This window comes from Ohtaekwangia sp. (genome assembly GCF_036568665.1).
GTDB lineage: Bacteria > Bacteroidota > Bacteroidia > Cytophagales > Cyclobacteriaceae > Ohtaekwangia.
Map to the genome: position 1 here is coordinate 1 of NZ_DATCSD010000323.1, position 19918 is coordinate 19918.

Genomic DNA, 19918 nt, shown 5'->3' on the forward strand with positions numbered 1-19918 from the left:
TCAGATTATAGATTCGGTATTAAAAAGAAAGGCTGCTCCGGAAAGAAGCAGCCTTTATAGGTATAGTGAAAGATCAGCTTAGATTTTAAAAGCTTTTCTTACCTGGTCAACGTAATCAAGTTTTTCCCAAGGGAACAATTCTACTTTTACTTTCTTCTCGGTAGCTTTTCCTTTGTTGAATATTTTCTCAACCACTTTAGACTCGCGACCCATGTGTCCGTATGCAGCAGTTTCTGCGTAGATTGGAGTGCGGAGGCTGAAGCGCTGTTCAATAAAGTAAGGACGCATATCGAAGATTTTAGCTACGCGCTTCGCGATCTCGCCATCGCTTACTTCTACTTTCGCAGTGCCGTAAGTGTTAACGTATAGCCCAACCGGTTGAGCAACACCAATAGCGTAAGCAACTTGTACCAGTACTTCGTCACAAACACCGGCTGCTACCAGATTTTTAGCAATGTGGCGAGTAGCGTATGCAGCAGAGCGGTCTACTTTAGAAGGATCTTTACCTGAGAAAGCACCACCACCGTGAGCACCTTTACCACCGTATGTATCTACAATGATCTTGCGGCCTGTAAGACCAGTATCTCCGTGCGGACCACCGATCACAAATTTACCGGTAGGATTAATGTGATATTTAATATCGCTTCCGAAAAGCTTTTGAACACGCTTAGGAAGTTTCTTGATAATACGTGGTACTACAATGTTGATAATGTCTTCTTCGATCTTCTTCAACATTTTAGCATCCTTATCGAAGTCATCGTGCTGGGTAGATACTACAATAGTATCGATACGCTGAGGCTTGTTATCATCAGCATATTCAATAGTAACCTGCGACTTTGCATCAGGACGGAGGTAAGTCATTACTTTACCTTCTCTGCGAATAGTAGAGAGTTCGCGTAACAACAGGTGAGCAAGCTCCAATGGAAGCGGCATATAGTTATCCGTTTCGTTGGTAGCATAGCCAAACATCATACCCTGATCGCCAGCACCCTGATCTTCTTTCTTTCTGCGAACTACACCCTGGTTGATATCAGGAGATTGTTCATGAATAGCAGAAAGTATACCGCATGAATTGGCTTCGAACATATACTCACTCTTGGTATATCCGATTTTGCGGATAACCTCGCGTGCTATATCCTGTACATCGAGGTATGCTTCAGACTTCACCTCACCAGCCAATACAACTTGTCCGGTTGTCACCAGTGTTTCGCAGGCAACTTTGGAAGAAGGATCGTAAGCCAGGAAATAATCAATGAGAGCATCGGAGATTTGGTCGGCAACTTTGTCGGGATGGCCTTCGGAGACTGACTCGGAGGTGAATAGATAAGGCATAGAGATTTATATTTTTTTGTTAAAAGTTCAAGCTTCAAATTTAGCCGAAAACCTGTAAACTAAAACCCTATTGCTTCAATAGTGTTTAGTGTGATAGAAATAAAAATATGGCCGGGCTTTTGGGGAACGTAACAGGAATAGATTTCCATTTCTTAACGCTATAGCTTCGTATACTTTCATCCTTACCAGTAACATCTACAGCAATGCAAAGCTGCGTATCATCGGCCAGGCTTTTCATCAGCACGGCCATCAATGTATTGTTCCGATAAGGTGTTTCAATAAATATCTGTGTTTGATTTTTGGAGCGCGACTCTTTTTCTAATGTTTTAACGATTGCAGAAGCGTCTTTACCATCTATAGGAAGGTAGCCATGAAATGCAAAACGCTGGCCATTCATACCCGAAGCCATCAATGCCAATAGTATAGAAGATGGCCCTACCAAAGGCACCACCTGTATATCATGCTCATGGGCAAACTTAACGGCCAGTGAACCGGGATCAGCAACACCCGGACATCCCGACTCTGATAGGATACCCAGATCGTTTCCCTGAAACACAGGCTCAAAAAATTTCTTCAACTGATCGGCCTTTGTGTTTTTATTAAGCACTTCAAATATCAACGGTTCAATGGACTCATATACTTTCAGGCTGCTCAGGTATCGCCTGGCTGTACGAATGTCTTCTGCCAGAAAATATTGAATGCCCGGTAAAGCTTGTAGTATATGAGGAGGAATAACAACGGCCTGAGTCTCTTCTGCGATCACCGTGGGTATGAGGTATAATTTTCCTTTTCGCATGCTCGTTTAAAAACGTGAGGATTGTGTGTTTAAAATTCGTGCTAAATTTCGCAAGAAATGTGAAAGATAAATGGGTAAGCTCCTGATCATAGTAGGAATAATCTTTATACTGGCGGGTCTTGTTATAACCTTTCACGATCGTATTTCCTGGCTCGGCAAACTTCCGGGTGATATACGGGTTGAGCGAGAGAATTTCAGTTTCTATTTTCCGGTAACGACAAGTATACTGTTAAGCATTCTGGTCTCGGTAATCCTTTACCTAGTTAACCGATGGAAAAATTAAGCGCCTTTCGTACGGTTGTAGTTTATTAAGCGTTTACCAGCTATCAGCCTTTAGTTTATTTAAGCAATATTTACGAATTTCAGGGTTTAGTTTCTGTGAAGCAGGTTAGAACATATTTTTTTCTACTTACTTTTTTCCCGGCATTGATTGTGTCGGCACAAAAAAGCTCTGTAAGTTCCGTTCCTCTGAATTTTCAAGACAGTGTTAGAATTGTATTGGAGAACACGCGGAATGTAGATGCATCGGTTATTGGTAGCAGTTTTGCCTCGGCGTGGGGTAGCCTGGGCGTTGATCAGCAATTGGTGATTCGCCAGCAATTACAGCTGATGAAAAAGAAGAAGTTGCCACTGAAACCCGCTCTCATTAATTACTTCGGTGCCATCGCCAATGCTGTAAGTGTTGAGCGGGCAGATGCCACAAAACTCTCCGGCTTTCTTCGTGTAACAGGTCAGGTTATAGAAAAGGAAACCACGCCACGTATTCTGAATTTCTTACAGGCCAGTCGCACATTCTTTCAATATCATTCGCTGCATTATGAAAAGTCGTTTAGGCTCTATGCTAAAGATGACGATTACTCTTTCGATTATATAGCACCCGCTCCATCATTCGATATGAATGATACTACTTCGATCCCTACAACCGATAATCAAAGTAATACAGAGCCATCCAGTGATTATAATGATCAGCCCGTTGATTCTATATTTACCGAAGCACCATTGTGGATGAATCCTCCTCCACAGCCCGTGATTGAAGGACCGGTACTTCGCTTCAATAAACTGACACTAAATTTTGTAACGAAATACGATTCAGTTTTTCTAAAGAACACCCAGGGTTCTCTCTCTCTTCGCGATAATACTTTTGTTGGTAAAGAAGGCACGTTCGATTGGTCCTCTGCCCTGCTTAGTCCGGATAGTGTATACTGTAATCTTACCGACTATAATTTCAAAGCAAACAAGCCTGAGCTGAAAGCTGATCTTGTTAAGTTTAATTATACAGGCAGAACTCCCGGCTTGATTCCCGGAACGCTGGAGTTCAAGTCACAACCACGTAAAGATTCTGTAGCTTCTACCTTTCCAAGATTCAAATCGTTTCAAAACAACTTACCCATCTCTGGTATCGGAGATGAGAACGTAAAATACTCAGGAGGATTCGCACTTACCGGCAGAAAAATATCCAGTACATCTGTGGGTGGTGCTCCTTCAACCGTGGAGGTATATCATAACGGTGAAAAGAAATTTAAAGCCCAGTCGACAGAGTTCGAATTTTCAGACTCAACTATTTTATCGAAGAAGACCTATATCAGCATCATCAATAACAACGATTCTATTACACACCCTGCAGTGCGGATGCGGTATACTTTCGGGAAAGACAGTCTGCAGAAGCTATATGTGCGAAAAGAGAAAGGTGCTATGATGCATACACCGTACTCATCTTCCTTCTTCAACATAGATTTTTCGACCGATGTTATTCAATGGAATCTTTTTAAGGACAGTCTGGATATGCGAACCGATGGCGGACGCAACACTGTGCCGATGATCCTTGAATCTGTAAATTATTATGACCCCGAAGATTTCAGAATTTTAAAAGGCGAAGGTTTTTCATTCCATCCGCTTTCACTTGTTGCCCGCTACTGCATGAAGAATAAGGTTCGCGATTTTTATTCGGGCGATCTTGTACAATCATCCGGTAAAGAAGTGCGCGATGTAAAAGCTGCCATTGAATTACTGAGTGAGAAAGGTATGGTTACGTACGATCCGAAAACCGACCTCGTGCACGTAAAGGAAAAAGCAATGGCGCTCTATAAATCTCATCTCGGTGAGATGGACTACGATAACCTGAAGATACATTCTGTTATAGACAGCTCGGCCAATGCAACAGTAAACTTCAACAAAGGGTATATGACTGTGCGCGGAGTGGATGAATTTAAGGTGAGTGATTCTTTGAACGTGCGCATTAAACCGGATAGCAATGTTATTACGCTGCTGAAGAATCGCGATATAAAATTTGATGGTACGATCAATGCCGGAAACTTCGAGATCAGCGGCAAGGGATTTACTTTGAAGTATGACAGCTTCTATATTAACCTGACGCGCATTGACTCGATTAATTTTTATGTTACCGAGAAGAACGCGAAAGGCCAGATGATTCGCAGAAAACTGAACAACAACATGGTGGGTGCAGACTCTGCTGCATCGGCGGTGGGAGGTTTATCAGCCGGACAAAAATCAGGAACGCTGTTCATCAGTAAAGCCGGCAATAAATCTGGTAAAAAGAAGATTCCGAATTTCCCTCGACTCGATGCCAGTGGTGGTGGTGTAATTTACTTTAACAGGCCGGAGGTACTGGGAGGTGTATATGATCAATCGATGTTCTTTGTGGTGCCACCGTTCAAGCTTGATAGTTTGAACGATGCCGACCCTGCGTCCATCAACTTTGATGGTACGTTCGTCTCGAGTGGTATGTTTCCGAATTTTAAAGAGAAGCTACACTCGCAGCCCGACAAGTCTCTCGGTTTTGAACACAACATTCCGCGAGCAGGTTATCAGCTTTACAACGGTGAGGCTAAAATGTATGGTGGATTAAATATGGATAACCACGGACTTCGTGGTGCTGGTCGTATAGATTATCTTGCAGCTTCTGTAAAATCCAATGACTTTATATTCTATCCTGACTCTGTTATTACGAGGGGAAACAGGGCAACGATCGCTGAAAAACAATTTGGTGCAGTAAAATTTCCGCAGGCGTCTTTACCCGACTTCGAGATGAAGTGGTATCCGAAGGAAGACAAGATGCGATTGAAAAATCAAAAAGCTCCATTCAACTTCTACGATTCTACAGCGCAAATGCAAGGGATGTTAACCATTTCCAAGCAAGGTGTAGCGGGGGCGGGTAAACTGGAAACGCGTGGTAGCGAATTGATTTCGCGTAACATGAATTTTACAGCCGATGATTTCAGTGCAAGACATGCACGCTTCAAAGTAAAATCAGCCGATCCTAATAAGCCGCTGCTATATGGCGTAGACGTTCGTATGAAATTCAACCTGCAACAGAACTATGCTGATATAAGTCCGGAGGTAGCCGGTGTTGCTGCGATAGAATTTCCCTATGCGCAGTTTAAAACATCTATACCCGAAATGCGATGGGATCTGAAAGCAGAGAAGATCACCATGAAAAAGAATCCGGATGTGCCGTTGGAAAATTCGTACTTCTATACTACGCGCAAGGAACTTGACTCACTGAACTTCCTAGCGGAGAAAGCAGAGTATAATTTGAAAACGCAGGAGCTGAAGGTAAGTGGTATACCCTATATCATTGTTGCCGATGCTAAAATTACACCAGAGAATAATGAAGTGTTGATTCTTGAAAATGCCAAAATCGGAACACTTAAAAATACAGTGATCATTCTTGATACATTAAATGCTTATCACCGCCTTACAGAAGGTGTAGTAGATATTATTTCGCGAAAACAATTTAGCGGTTACGCGACCTATCAATATGTAAACTTCCTGCAGGATACGTTTGCTATTAAAATGACTGACTTCCATTTGGAAGATATAGCGGTGGAAGAAAAGTCGCGCAAGAAAAAGAATACCGTTGCTACACAACAAACAGTTGCTACGGGTTCTGTGATCGATAAGGATAAGCTTGTATTAGGAGCCGGTATGTTTTATAAAGGCGACATGACCATGTATGCTACGCGACCGGCATTGCAGCTCAACGGTTTTGTGAAGCTCGACATTAAAAAGATCAAGAACTATAATACGTGGATACAGTACTCTCAAACCGGTGATGAGACCGATGTACATATAGACTTTGACAACGCTGTAACGGAAGGAGGCAATCGCTTAAACGCAGGCCTGCACTTCTCTTCAACCAACGAGCTATATATTACTTTTATCAATGACAAGAAGGCGGAAGAAGATGAAAACTTCTTTGAGCCCAGTGGTGCGCTGCACTACGATACGGCTTCCAACGAGTTTAAGATAGAGAGTCTGGAGAAAGCTGCCGGAAATTCGCTCTCCGGAAAAGTGTTTGCCTATAAGGACGAAACCATGCAGGTTCGTTTTGAAGGACCTATAAAACTCTTTAATGGATTGAAAGATTTTAATGTTACCTCCACGGCAATAGGTCAGGGTAACATGACGAACAATGAAATCCAGATGAACTCGTTCGTCATGGTAGATACCAATGTTCCTATTCAGGCCTTTGATATAATGGCGCGCCAGATACAGGATGTGATAAAGAATGAAGGTGCGGATGAAGGACTGGGTGACCAGACAGAGCTGCTTTATAAGATTGCCGATATAGTGGGCGAACGTGTAGCGAAAGATTATGAACAGAAAAGTTTGCAGGGCTACGTATCATTGGCTACGCTTACGGCCTTGGCAAAACCACTCGTGTTCTCTAACGTAAATTTGAAGTGGTCGCAGAAGCATAAGGGTTTTTATAGTGAAGGAACACTGGGCATGTCAAATATAGGACGCCAGGATATTAACGGAGCCTTTGAAGGTTTTATGGAAGTAAAGAAGAACGAAGATGGCTCGCCTGTATTCCATGTGTTTGTAAAAGCATCTCCGGAAGCCTGGTATTACTTTGGGTTTGAAGACAATCGTCTCATGGTTCAGTCATCGAATAGTGATTTCAATACCGTCATTGCCAAGAAAAGCAATGCCGGAAAAGCAAAAGTAGGTGAGGTTGCTTTTATACCAGGCAGCGATGACGAAACGCTGGCATTCATCAACCGCTTCCGCAAGCAATACTATGGTATAGATGTTCCGTATAGTCTGAGTGATTCTTCTTCTGCCGTGAAGAAAAAAGAAGTGAAGGAAGAGGAGAAGAAGAAAGAAGACGATGGCTTCTAAATGCTCAGTAAATAGTTAGTGAGCGCCAACGACCAGCCACGATTTTTACAGGAATAAAATCAATAACTTACTTCTATGACAAAGTTATTGTTCGCACTTCTGATGAGTAGTGCTATAACCGTTCAGGCACGGGCACAATCGACAGAGATTGTTACGCGGGCCAATGATTTTCTCACGTCTCTTCCATCAGACCTTCGTCAAAAAGCAGTATATACCTGGAATGATAGTGAACAATACAATTGGCATTTTGTGCCGAAGAGCCGCAAGGGTATATCGCTCCATGCACTCAATGAAAAACAACGGAGTGCTGCTCTCCTTTTACTGAAAGCAAGTCTGGCCAACCAGGGATATCAAAAGGCAACAGGTATAATTTCGTTGGAGAAAATTCTTCAGCAGGTAGAGGGTCGCGATGCGGATGATTCATATCGCGATCCATTGAATTATTACTTTACTATTTTTGGAACACCCGCCACTGATAAACCCTGGGGCTGGCGATTGGAAGGACATCACCTGTCGCTCAACTTTACTTCAGTGAAGGGTATAATAGAATCTTCTACACCAAGTTTCTGGGGCAGTAACCCGGCCGTTGTACCCTCCGGAAATGAAAGAGGAAAAAAGACATTGAAAGATGAAATAGATCTTGGCTTTGCATTGATCAATGCGTTTGATGAAAAGCAATTGGCTAAGGCAAGATTCTCTGAAACGGCTCTTTCTGAAATTGTATCCTATAATAAACGTGAAGCCTCTACACTTACTCCGGCAGGCATTCTCTATAGCGAAATGAAGAAAGAACAGCAGGCTATATTTATCAAATTACTTGATACCTATATACGCAATTATGAGCTGGGCTTTTCGGAGAAACTAAGAAAAAAGATTGAGCTGGCAGGTATAGATAATCTGTCGTTTGCCTGGGCTGGTGCGTTGAAGCCAGGCGCTGGTCACTATTACAGAATCCAGGGACCGATGCTATTGATAGAATACGACAACACGCAGAACAATGCGAACCATATACACTCCGTTGTGCGCGACTTAACCAACGATTTTGGAGAAGATATACTGCGTGAGCATTATGAACGCGAACACAAAGGAAACTGATTCTCTGTATTGACGTTATTTCAACTTTAACAAATAAAACCTGTCGCAGGCAAAGTGGCCGGTATTGCCGAGTGGTCCTTCTATCTTTTTAAAGCCAGCTTTTTCATACAGGTGCATGGCATGATCCATCGTGTTGAATGTTTCGAGATAGCAGTATATATACCCTATCTCTTGAGCAGCCTGAATGCAGGCTTGTAATGTTTTATAGCCTAACCCCAGTCCTCTGCCTTCGGATAAGAAATACATTTTCTTTAGCTCGCAATATTCTGCGCTGCCCCCCTGCAATGGAGCTATACCTCCGCCACCAATAACTTTTCCATCTACTTCGCAAACATAGTAAGCGCATGATGGGTCGGAGTATGCCTGATACATATTATCCACTTCCGTATCGTGAATGGCAAAGCCGGCACCACCGGCACCAAACTCCGGCATAACTGTTCGGATGATATTGGCTACAGCTATACCATCAGCAGGAGATATAAGACGGATTGTAACGTTCATGTACTTGTAGGAAATTATAGTGCGAGTCGTTTAACTGCCTGAAGAAAACTGGATGTGATGCGTTCAGCGCGCGCATGATGTTGATTCTTTACAATCCATTTACCTTGCACGAGTGTTCCCAGCGTATCGCCAGAATCGGAAGTATATAGTATAGCGGGGAGTAAATGGTTTATATCGGCTTGTGCCAGCAAAGGCGCTTTGGCATTATATACTACAGCATCGAAGGAATTACCTATGGCAAAATAGTTTGCCGGAATAGTGCCCATTGCTTTTCTTCCGGCAAGCAAAGTTTTTTGAATTAATATACTCGCACCATCATCAAATGTGTTTCGCTTGTGCGTGGTAAATCGTTGCGCGTAATCCAGCCATCGAAGATCTTCCAATGGATTTAAGCTGATGTGGCTATCAGTGCCGATAGACCACGAGCCTTCATGGCGAGCAAATGTTGTCAGGTTGAAAATTCCATCGCCCAGGTTTCCTTCTGTGCCCGGGCAAAGCACTGCATTTGCTCCACTTTTTGCAAGTTCTATAGTTTCATCATCTGTCATGTGTGTGCAATGAACTATATGGAAGCGATCGTCAACCGGTAAGTTGTTCAGCAGCCACTCGACAGGACGTTGCTTGAGATGTGCCAGGCAATCGCTTACTTCTTTCAACTGCTCAGCAGCGTGAAGATGGAAGGGTATATTTTTTGGTCCTTGTTCAAAAGTGGATACTATATCTCGTGCATCCACAGCACGTAAAGAATGTACACTAAATCCCAATGTTGCGTGAGCATTATCCGCGACTATCGTTGCAGAGTCGTCCAGCAAATGGAAGTATTCATCTACTGTTGAAGAAATAAACCTTCGTTGCCGTGGCTGAGGTTCCTGACCAAAGCCACCTTTCTGATAGAATACAGGTATAAGCGTAATTTTTATACCAGCTGTTTTCGCTGCTGCAACAAGTCGTTCGCCCATTTCGGCAAGGTTGCTATAGGTCTGCCCGTTTTTGTCATGGTGGAGGTAATGAAACTCTGCAACGTGCGTATAGCCCTTCCGTAGCATCTCTGCGTAGAGCATAGCGGCTACAGCTTCTACCTGATCAGGATCAAGACTCAAGGCACAATGATACATAGCTTCTCGCCAACTCCAGAAATCATCTTTTGAGCCCGCAGCATGTTTCTCCGCCATGCCTGCCATAGCATATTGAAAGGCATGTGAGTGTGCATTCTGAAAACCAGGGAGTGCATAGCCATGCACAGCTTCAATGGCTACTGATTCGGGCCGCACATCAGAGATATATTGAATGTTGCCGACCTCATCTACACCAACAAAGCCGGGTGTGAGCCAACCCTCCGAGAGTAATATACCTTTGAACTGGTAATATTTTATAGTCTGGCTCATATCAGCGAAGTTGAGAAATCAGTTGATCAAAAGTTTTCCTTAACAGATTACGTACCTGCTCCGCGCGCGCCTCGCTATATTTTGTTTCAGTGTCATCCATATAGTTCACCTTGGGCATCTCTAACTGGAGCGCATGCTGACGGAGCGAAGGTTTACCAAACGCGCGTGTTATCGTTCCTCCTTTAAAGGGTTGATTGTGACTAACCTTCCATTGGGCAGACGATAATGAATTGATAGCTGTTTGTATTATTTCCGGGGAAGCAGAACGTTCATCGGCATCGCCCAGGATCAAGTCCGGAAATTTGTCTTTTTGTATCGTGGGAACAATTTGTCTGATCGAGTGACAATCCCACAAGAGCACCTTACCAAATTTAGCTTTCAGCGAATCCAGCAGCGATTGTATTTTTTCATGATACGGCTTATAGTATAAAGTATATCTTCTTTTTACCTCGGCATCCTCAACAGTTTGTCGTTTGTCTATATATAGCGGTTCGCCTAAAAATGTTGTAGTGGGGCAAAGCGCAGTAATGATGCGTCCATCGGAATACAACGGTTTACTGTCAGGGTCCCGATTCAGATCGATTATCCAACGGCTATAATTAGCGGTTATCAACGTCATACCCATGGAAGGAGCAAAGTCATAAAGCTTGTCTACAAACCAATCTGTATCATCCGGAGCTTCTGTGAGTGATGAAATATACTCTCTCTTTATATCCTCCGGGAATGCCGTACCACAATGTGGCACGCTTACAATGATCGGTACCTCGGGTGCTGTGGGGTTATATATTTTAAATGGATCCACGGTACGTTACTATTACAAAATCACTAAACTATTCGTTGTCGCTTTTCTTTTTTCTCTTCTTCTTTTTCTTCGCGCTTGTTTCTTCCTGCACCTTAACAGGTTCTTCCAGTTTTATTTTCAACTCGTTTTTAGTCTGGGCAAGATCCGTTTCTGTTTTAATGAGGGCTATTCGTAACTTCTCAATAGTTTGTTTGTCGGTTGCGTCTGCTGCATTCTCCGCCAGACGTTTCTTCAGCAGCATAATTCTTTTGAAGCTCTCATCAATGCGAGCTTGTGTGATCTCGCCTTTATCAACCATGCCCCGAATTATACTGTGCACTTTATCGACTGTGCGCTGATCGCTGCCTGCTATATTATTGGAAAACGTCATAATATCTACGCCACCTTGTATAGCGAGTTTTATAGCCTGCTCAAAACCAAAATGCTTGGTAATGGCCTGCATCTGCATATCATCAGTAAAGATCACACCATTGAAGTGGAGGCGCTTTCGTAATATACCGGTAAGTACATCCGTAGAGAGTGTGCCGGGGTTTCCCTTCGGATCAAGTTTTTTGTTTACGATGTGCGAAGTCATAATAGCATCGGCGTATCCTGAGTCGATCAATAACTGATAAGGTTTTAGCTCGCGCTCTTCCCATGTGTTGGTAACATCGGCAATGCCTAAGTGCGTATCAGCCTTAGAACTGCCATGACCAGGAAAATGTTTAAGCGATGTAATCACACCATACTTTCTGTGTTGCCTGATAACTTCTTTCGCCATCAGCGCAACAGAGTCTTCGTTAGCAGAGAACGCGCGACCAAACTTGGCGATGATCGGATTGTCCGGATTAGAAGCGAGATCTACCACGGGAGCAAAATTTATATTTATACCTAAACCCGCTAATGTTGATGCAGTGGCTTCACTATAAAAACGAACAGAATCCAGCGTAGGAGCTTTGCCCATAGCAGCTGCAGTGATAGAGCGAGGAAATCCATATTTATCTTTCAGGCGATTTACTCGTCCGCCTTCCTGATCTATACATATAAATAATGGGATCGGTGCTGCTTGCTGATACGTCCAGGTGATCTTTTTCAGTGCTATAAATGAATTTACAGGAGGTATATTTTTTTCAAAGATGATGATCGAGCCAACTTTTCCCTGTCTTATTTCGCGCAAAACTTCCGGGTCAACATCGGCTTTAGGAAAGCCGATCAATATCATCTGACCAATTTTTACGTCCAGGCTGTCCGTTGTTTGTGCGTGTACTAATCCTGCCAGACTGTTTAGTACTAAGAAAAAAATGCAAGCGTATTTCATTGTTCTTTAAAAAAATATAGGAAGTTTCTGTTTAATAAGCTTCGTAAATTCTGTGCAAAATGTTTTGCATGTTGTTTCGCACTTCGGCTGTAGACCGGGCAAAGTGCGTGTTCATAAAAGAGAAGATCAGCAGCCGGCCGCGTTTCGTTACCAGATATCCGCTAAGTGCGTGGTTGTTGCTAAGCGAACCTGTTTTGCCAAATATATAGGGCGTTGCTTCTTTATAGTAGTTGCGTATGGTTCCCTTGCGGCCACCGATCGCTAATAATGAGAATAATCTTTCCTGAGGCGCCAGCTTGTATATTTTCTCCCATAACTGAACAACGGAACGAGGAGTAAAGAGATTGAATCGTGAAAGGCCCGAACCGTCTTTCCACACCGGTTCATCTGCCAGGTCGTTCAGAAAATTCTTTTTGCTATAGCGGATCGCAATTTCAGGACTGAGTGTATCGCTGATTACACCGGAACACATCGTTAGTAACTGTTCAGCAATAAAGTTATCGCTCTCCTGCATCATAATTCTATACAGACTATCAGAAGGTATACTATAAAATGTAAGGGCTGTGGAATCGAAAGGTTTATTTATAACGGTAACATTTCTTTTTAATGTATCAGCAAGCAATGAAGCTGTTATTGCGGGAGATATCTTTAACGGAACGTCAATGATCTTTGCTGAAGGTTTAGCTCCCGGAAAATAGGTAAAGATATTCTTATCCGGTTCGCGTGTGGCATCTGCGGTTTTCTGCACGGTACCAGTTACGAGGTTTGGCCGGAACAGATCAGGCTGTATATCGGTACGGCTACCGGTCGCCCAGATGGAGACTATATTTCCGTAGACTGGCAATGGCGATCTTTCGGGCGAGTAGTATGCATTGTAATCGTCCCACGCCCAGCCCGGACCAAAGTACTTTGTTGAAAAATTAGCGGGTGAGAAGTATAGCTGATAAGGAGTCTGTTTTAAAAAAGAATATACCCGGTTGTTGGTATAAACATTTTTATAAAGCAGACTGGGATCTCCTGTTCCCCAGAATATCAGCGAATCGCCATGCACAACGTAACGTAGCCCTGGTATAGAATCGCTCAATACCTTAAGGCTTGTGAAGAAGGTAAATATCTTGGTGTTGGATGCCGGAGTAAAATACTTCGCTCCGTTAAAATCAAAAAGAGTTTTACTCTTGGCAGGATCGTAGAGCACAAAGCCTACGTGATCTTTGAACTCGGTTTCCGTTGCCTGAAATGTTTTGGTAAGGCTACGCCTGGAGATCGGTGCACAGTGCATCATTGCAAGACCTATACACAGAATCACTAACCGCGACAGAATAGAGGTAGTAGGTTGATGCCATGTATACTTCGTCATGCGTATAGAGTTTACAAGTAGCGCTCCTGCAGAATTTTACGATGATGTGTTTCGTGGCCGGCAATGATATAACCCAGGTTAAAAACAGAGAGCTCCGTTTTATTGGCGGTGCCGGTGCGTTGCAGCATTTCGGGAGTAAAGCTTTTATATAAGTCAACCGTTGTAGCGCGAAGTCTTTCCTGTTCGTCAGCCAGATCTTTTAGGTTACGGTTAGCGGCATTTGCTTCAGGAGCATAATCATTTTCTTCAAAGCCATGCAAAGGGGTTTTGTCGTTGCGCGCAAAACGTAAGGCCCGATACGCAAATATTCTCTCCACATCGATCATGTGACAGAGTAATTCTTTGATGCTCCATTTACCAGGTTGATAACGAAAGTCTCCCTTTGATTCGGGTATACTGCGAACAAGATCAACTGTAAGCTTGTTCGATTGTGTCAAGGCTTCCAGCATATCCTGGTCTTTTACATTTTCCACATAACCTTTGTAGAAAGCAGCAACGGTGGTAAGATCTGGTCTTGTCATTTTCCAAAAGTACTTAAAAGTTTATGCTATACAACGACCTTTCCATTAACGACCTAGCCGTTGGGCAGATGAATGATAATGCGGGTACCCTTGCCATATTCGCTGGCGATGTTGATGTTGCCTTTCAGTTTTTCCACGGCCTGCTTTACAATATACATACCGAGTCCTGACCCCTGGGAGCGATCGGTTGCCCGATAAAACATATTAAAAATCTTGTCGAGATATTCGGGTCGTATACCAATACCGTTGTCATGAAACTCGAGTGTAGCATCTTTTGGAGTAACGCGAATATATATGCGGATATAACTTGAGACTTCCGGGTTATAGTATTTATAAGCGTTGGATATAATGTTGCTGAAGATGATGCGGATGCGTAACGAATCGCTGGAGAAAGGTATATCTTCATTCACTTCAATCTGCGTATTTACCGCTTTAAAGTTCTCCAGGTATTCCAGTTCTTTGATACAACTTAATGCTACTTCCTTCAGATCGATTGGTTCCGATGATAGCTCCACGCGATTAACGCGTGCATAGTTGAGCATCGACCGAATAAACTCATCAAGCTTTTTAATGCGGCCGTCAATCTTGCTCAAGTACTGCCGGTGATTGGTAGCATCCGTATCCAGATTAGCCAGGTTTACCAGACCCATAATAGAGCTTAACGGTGAGCGCAGGTCGTGAGAAGTTTTGTACATGAGCTGATCAAGCTCAAAATTTCTCTCTGACAATTCTTCCAGTGTGGCTTTAAGTTCTTCTTCCTGTGCAGCGAGTTGTGTATTTTGATGGAGAAGCTCTTCATTAAGTTCGAGTAATTTTTCTTCTATCGTTTTGCGCAGTGTGATGTCGCGTGCAAAAATAGCCACACCGGTTACCAGGCCTTTATCATTGCGAATAGGATTGAGCGATACTTCAAATATAGTGTCTTCAACAAACTGGTCTTCTACTATAAATTGCTCACCTCGCAGTGCTCGTGAAATTTGCTTGCGCACATTTTTTCGTATGTGGGCAGGAATTGGTGTCAGGAAAGATTGTCCAAACCGGATGTTCGCATCGAATAACTTTTTGAAATCACGGGCATGGGCGCGGTTGAAAGTTATATACTTCATATCCCTGTCCACAGCCAGCACGTGGTCGTTGGTACTTTCCAGTACACCGCGAAGATTTGCATTAATCGACTTAATGATCTCCTCAAATTGTTTACGCTCCGTTATGTTGTTTACAAAAACAGCCGCACCCTTTATTTCGTTCTTGCCGTTGCGTATAGGGTTGTACGTTGTGCGGATGTAACCCGTAAATCCAGGATTAGCCAGATGATGGTCTGATACAAAGTGGCTTCCTTCCAACGCTCTTTGTATTTCACTTTTCACCCACGCATAATCTGGAGTGCCTTTCAGGTAATTGAGTTTATTTCTTCCTATCTCTATATCGGCATTATACAACAGCTTCATCACGCGTTTGTGATTTTGGTTGAACGTTGTATAATTATAGTCTGCGTCTACGGCATAAATCGATTCGCGCGTACTTTCAAGCACTCCACGCAAGTTTGCATTAAGATGATTGATTTTTTCTTCTGCGCGCTTTAGCTGTGTTATATCAGTAATAAATCCGATAATAAATTTCTCTTTTTTATCATTAACGAAAAGAGATTTCACCGTAAGCAAGTCGTGTATTTCACCTTTGCGCGAAGTTATTTTTTCCAGCACGCTTATGGTCTTGCCGGTTCGCAGTACTTTATTATCTATACTCCAGAAAGAGTCAGCTTCTTTCTTGGGCAAAAAATCGCGGTCTGTTTTGCCATACATCTCCTGTTGCGTTCGCCCGATCAGTTCGGCAAACTTCCGGTTGAACATGACCCAGCGGTGCTTCTGGTCTTTTACGAAGATGGGAGCGGCAACCGTGTTGATAATGTTATCCAGAAAGTTGCGCGAATCGATCAGCGCAGCGCCTGCTTCTTTTTCTGAAGATATATTTCGAATAGTGCCAACAAAGTAATTATCCTTTCCTTCATGCTTCAGCAAGCTCACGTTTAATACTCCCCAGAACCGATCACCATTCTTTTTCTGGAAATAGGTTTCGAGTCCTTTGATGGCATGTTTTTTCTTGAGCGTTTTTACTACTCCGCGCGGCTCACTTTGATCGGCATATATAATGGCTGGTTTAAACTTTTGAAGCTCGCGCAGGTTTTTATACCCGAACATTTTCAGGAATGCCTGGTTTACATACAGGAACCGCGTGCCGATAATTCCCATATATATACCTTCCGTTAAATTGCGATTGATCGTTTCCAGTAACTCGCGACTTTGAAGAGCCTGTTCTACGGCCTTTTTTTGTTCGGTTATATCGCGAAAATTTGAAACGATGCCTTCAATGCCTGCAATGTGCGAGAAGTTGGTTAATATATACTCCGTCCATATATAGTATCCCTTCTTATGTAAAACACGTTGAAACAACTTTACACTTTTGCCCGGTGTTTTCACCAGCTTGCGAAATGCCTTGCGTGCTTCGTCTATATCTTCCGGATGAACAAAGAATGTTCCGCTCATCTTCATGACCTCTTTCTCGGAGTAGCCGCATACCTTTTTAACGGACTTGCTGGCAAACTTTATTATACCCGAAGTATCGTACACCACAATGCCCTCCTGTGCATGTTCGATCAGCGCCCGGAAGCCGTTCTCACTTAATGTCTGTTTCTTTTCTCTGGCGGATTTCATTCCCATGGATTAATGCTATCGATAGACAACCTTTTTGCGGGGCATCTAAGACGTTAACATAGTTGAGCAGTCATAGTTTTTTTCTGCTAGATGATAAATTAGTATTCCTGATGAAAAAGGATATAGGATCACTGGTTGAATTAAAGTATCAACTGTTGTGAATTTACTAAATTAAGATTGTTCTTCCTCTTTGCCGGCACTATTACCACTCTTCGGTTCCAGCAGGCGGTGCAGGCGCGTGGGCGAAGAATCTGCAGAGCGAAACATGAAGTTGCGCAAGTATCCTTCTATGGGGAGTATAAGAAATGCAATTACTACCTGTATAAAGAAGTCTGTTACCGGACTCGCCTTGGTCTCCAGTAATTCGCTCGCTACAGTTTGTATAAATTGTATGAGCATAATGATAGTGAGCAGTGAAAGCACCCGGCTGATAATGCGGAAGCGGTTGCTGAGGCGAAAGGATAAAATTACAAAACCCGAAAACACAATGATCTCTAATCCATAGAACCAGGGGCGTTGCCAGTAAGGTGGCAGTACCTCGAAAACAACGGCTGGCAGTTCATGAATCTTTCCAAAGATATCGCGCGATTGAACCATTAGCTGATAGTCATCCGATGGTAAATATGGATAGTTCACCACATTATTCATGGCAGACCAGTCTGACCAATCTTTATCAAGACCGGTAAGACGATACCGGTATTCAATAGCCTGCGAAGCGAGGTAATCCGGCTGAATAACTTCAAATGTGAGTGCACTTTTATTTTCTTCTACTTCAAAGTTTACCAGGTCTACTTTTGCATCGTTGTGCCGAACGGCACGCAAGAGCGGCTGATTGCCGGCTTCATACGGTATAAATTTCTCGCCATAGAATTTATATAGTTCGTTGTCTTCAGTGATGACCCAAAGATCCTGGTTGCTCTGGTCAATGGTAATGAAGCGGAGATTTTGAAATAAGTTTAGCAGTTGCAGATTATTCTGACCTTTCTCTTTACCCAACAAATTCCATGTGTGACGATCGTTGTAAAGTATATTTACCCCATCCGAAAAATAGTGTACGGGCTTCGGCAACGAATCTACCCGCTCAAAGAGATTCTTCTTCCGATCAAATCGTTGAAAGCCCTGATCGTTGGCAAGAAGAATTTCATTCTTCCAGTGAATGCAGGTGATGTTGTTGAATGTAGGGTTATCGATCGTTAGCGTCTGTATATTCTTTACTTCACCCCCTGCTATATCTAAACGATATGCTTTATCGAGAGCGCATAACCAAAGCTCTTCACCAACCCCATCGATCATGGCATCGATGCGGTCGTCTACATTCTCCAGGAAATGTAGAGACTCCCATGTATCACCCGTTGATTGAAAGGCACGCACTTCACTATCGTATGTTGAAAGGAGTAATGCATGAAGACGTAGCGAAGCATAGGCTGTCAATATAGGTTCTTCAACGATAGCTTTGGCTTTCAAACCATTTATTTCAAAAGCACCTGCGAGGCCGACAGCAATCAGTTTACCATCCAATTGCAATAATTGTGTAACCTTGGCATCTATACCCTGTATCTTTTTGTAGATATATTGAGAAGATCGCAGCACGCGCTCTGTCTTTTTAACAAACCGGGGTTTTAACTTTGAAGTTGCCGATGAAGTTTTGGTGTTTCCTTTTGAAGAAGCTGTCGTTGAATTTGTTTCTTCCTCTTTAGCCGCGTCTCGTTTTCTTCTGAAGAAATATAGCAGTCCTTTTTTCTTGGGTTCTTTTGTAGAAGCATCTTCCTTTTTATTGTCAGAAGAAGAGGGTATTTGTTTGGAAGGAACAGATTGCCGGTTATTGGTGCCGGCCTCTACAGTATAGGTGATCTCTTCATATATATCTTCTCTCTCTAATTTGAATAGGCCCAATGAAGTGCCTACATATTGACTTCCCTGAAACGACATTGCACAAAGTAAATTTCCGCTAAGTCCATCGTAGTGACTGAATGACCGGAAAGGCAGGTAAGGTGCTACACGTGTGAAGCCATATTCATGTGCTGCCCAAATGCAAAGACTTTTGTCGCGCATCAAACTATATACTTCATTATCCGGAAGGCCTGTGTTATAGTTTACAATTTCCTGCGTGTGGCCCGATCCGGACTGTACAAAGATCATCCCTCCGCGTAATGTACCTAACACAAACAGATCGCGATTTACCCAGCTTCCATTTACTACTACACTGGCATCTGCATAGGCCTGGTCTTGTAGTTTTAGTTCGCGTGGACGAAGATCTTCGCCCATCAGAATAATTTTGTTAGAGGCAAGACCAAGTATATAGAAGTTGTTGAAGCCGCTGGAGAATGTAACCTCCGATCCGGCCGGCAGCCCCAGCGTGGTGTTTACCAGTTTATCGCCTTCCACCTTAAAGATACCTTCGTGCTGGGTGTTGATATATACTGAGCCGAAGAGCTCGAAGATATTTCCAAACGATCCGGTAATGCTCGAAGCTTTAATAGTTATTGCCGACTGACTTTGGGTTTCAATATATAGTGCCTGCTCAGTAACAAAGTATAACTTGTCGTGCACAACGATGTTTTGAAATACATCGGTAATTCCTTCCGAAGATAGTGTCTTTAACTTGTGACTGCCCGGAATATTGGTATCTATTTTTCCATAGCCGGAGGATCCGCTCCAGTATATTTCTTTACGATCATCGAGCTGCAATGAATATACTGCGCCATTGTTTGATATAAGATCCCAGTTACGCCCGTCAAATTCAAGTATACCTCTGCGCGTAGCAAAATACATAACGCCATGATCGTCCTGAACCATATCGAAGCAAACATTGCTGAAGCGTTCTTTACCAGGAGAATAATGCGATAGAAAATAGTTACCGTTTTGACTATACAGTTGACAGAAACTGAACAGCAGGATAGAGAGACAAATATAGCGCATGAAAAAAGACCTTACGGTAAAGGTAAAAAAATGCAGCTATGTTAACTACCTGGAATG

13 protein-coding genes are annotated in these 19918 nt (G+C 43.0%); 3 read left to right on the forward strand and 10 right to left on the reverse strand.

All coding sequences use genetic code 11. From position 1 onward, the window contains the following. Window positions 1-78 precede the first annotated feature (78 nt). Both metK and VIN08_RS18020 read right to left on the reverse strand, forming a co-directional pair. Window positions 79-1332, reverse strand: coding sequence for a methionine adenosyltransferase (gene metK, locus VIN08_RS18015; protein WP_331967853.1), 1254 nt, complete (start codon window positions 1330-1332; stop codon window positions 79-81). Window positions 1333-1417: 85 nt separating this feature from the next. Continuing rightward, window positions 1418-2128 carry an SAM-dependent methyltransferase gene (locus VIN08_RS18020; RefSeq protein WP_331967856.1) on the reverse strand — a complete coding sequence of 237 codons (711 nt, stop codon included), beginning with the start codon at window positions 2126-2128 and terminating at the stop codon, window positions 1418-1420. 70 nt (window positions 2129-2198) lie between these two features. On the opposite strand from VIN08_RS18020, the gene VIN08_RS18025 reads away from it, so the two are divergent. The 3 genes from VIN08_RS18025 to VIN08_RS18035 all read left to right on the forward strand — a co-directional run bounded on the left by VIN08_RS18025 (window position 2199) and on the right by VIN08_RS18035 (window position 8368). Further along, window positions 2199-2411: a DUF2905 domain-containing protein gene (locus VIN08_RS18025; RefSeq protein ID WP_331967858.1), complete on the forward strand. Its 213-nt coding sequence runs from the start codon at window positions 2199-2201 to the stop codon at window positions 2409-2411. A gap of 149 nt (window positions 2412-2560) precedes the next feature. Next, window positions 2561-7273 carry a hypothetical protein gene (locus tag VIN08_RS18030; RefSeq protein ID WP_331967860.1) on the forward strand — a complete coding sequence of 1571 codons (4713 nt, stop codon included), beginning with the start codon at window positions 2561-2563 and terminating at the stop codon, window positions 7271-7273. Window positions 7274-7348: 75 nt separating this feature from the next. After that, the gene (locus tag VIN08_RS18035; protein ID WP_331967862.1) at window positions 7349-8368 is read left to right on the forward strand and encodes a DUF3500 domain-containing protein; all 1020 of its coding nucleotides are present in this window, start codon (window positions 7349-7351) and stop codon (window positions 8366-8368) included. Between the two features lie 15 nt (window positions 8369-8383). Here VIN08_RS18035 and VIN08_RS18040 read toward each other — a convergent pair whose 3' ends face one another. The 8 genes from VIN08_RS18040 to VIN08_RS18075 all read right to left on the reverse strand — a co-directional run bounded on the left by VIN08_RS18040 (window position 8384) and on the right by VIN08_RS18075 (window position 19861). Next, window positions 8384-8869 (reverse strand): GNAT family N-acetyltransferase, encoded by a 486-nt coding sequence (locus VIN08_RS18040; protein ID WP_331967864.1) that lies wholly within the window; start codon window positions 8867-8869, stop codon window positions 8384-8386. Between the two features lie 14 nt (window positions 8870-8883). Beyond that, entirely contained in the window at window positions 8884-10254 is a 1371-nt protein-coding gene (hutF, locus tag VIN08_RS18045; RefSeq protein WP_331967866.1) for a formimidoylglutamate deiminase, read from the reverse strand. 1 nt (window position 10255) lies between these two features. Continuing rightward, the gene (locus VIN08_RS18050) at window positions 10256-11056 is read right to left on the reverse strand and encodes an N-formylglutamate amidohydrolase (RefSeq protein WP_331967868.1); all 801 of its coding nucleotides are present in this window, start codon (window positions 11054-11056) and stop codon (window positions 10256-10258) included. Between the two features lie 28 nt (window positions 11057-11084). Beyond that, window positions 11085-12353: a glycoside hydrolase family 3 protein gene (locus VIN08_RS18055; RefSeq protein ID WP_331967870.1), complete on the reverse strand. Its 1269-nt coding sequence runs from the start codon at window positions 12351-12353 to the stop codon at window positions 11085-11087. Window positions 12354-12384: 31 nt separating this feature from the next. Next, window positions 12385-13710 carry a D-alanyl-D-alanine carboxypeptidase/D-alanyl-D-alanine-endopeptidase gene (locus tag VIN08_RS18060; RefSeq protein ID WP_331967872.1) on the reverse strand — a complete coding sequence of 442 codons (1326 nt, stop codon included), beginning with the start codon at window positions 13708-13710 and terminating at the stop codon, window positions 12385-12387. Between the two features lie 11 nt (window positions 13711-13721). Next, window positions 13722-14231, reverse strand: a complete 510-nt coding sequence (locus VIN08_RS18065) for a DinB family protein (protein ID WP_331967874.1) — start codon at window positions 14229-14231, stop codon at window positions 13722-13724. Between the two features lie 53 nt (window positions 14232-14284). Then, window positions 14285-16942, reverse strand: coding sequence for a PAS domain S-box protein (locus tag VIN08_RS18070; protein WP_331967876.1), 2658 nt, complete (start codon window positions 16940-16942; stop codon window positions 14285-14287). Window positions 16943-17113: 171 nt separating this feature from the next. After that, window positions 17114-19861 carry a triple tyrosine motif-containing protein gene (locus tag VIN08_RS18075; RefSeq protein WP_331967878.1) on the reverse strand — a complete coding sequence of 916 codons (2748 nt, stop codon included), beginning with the start codon at window positions 19859-19861 and terminating at the stop codon, window positions 17114-17116. Window positions 19862-19918: the final 57 nt, after the last annotated feature.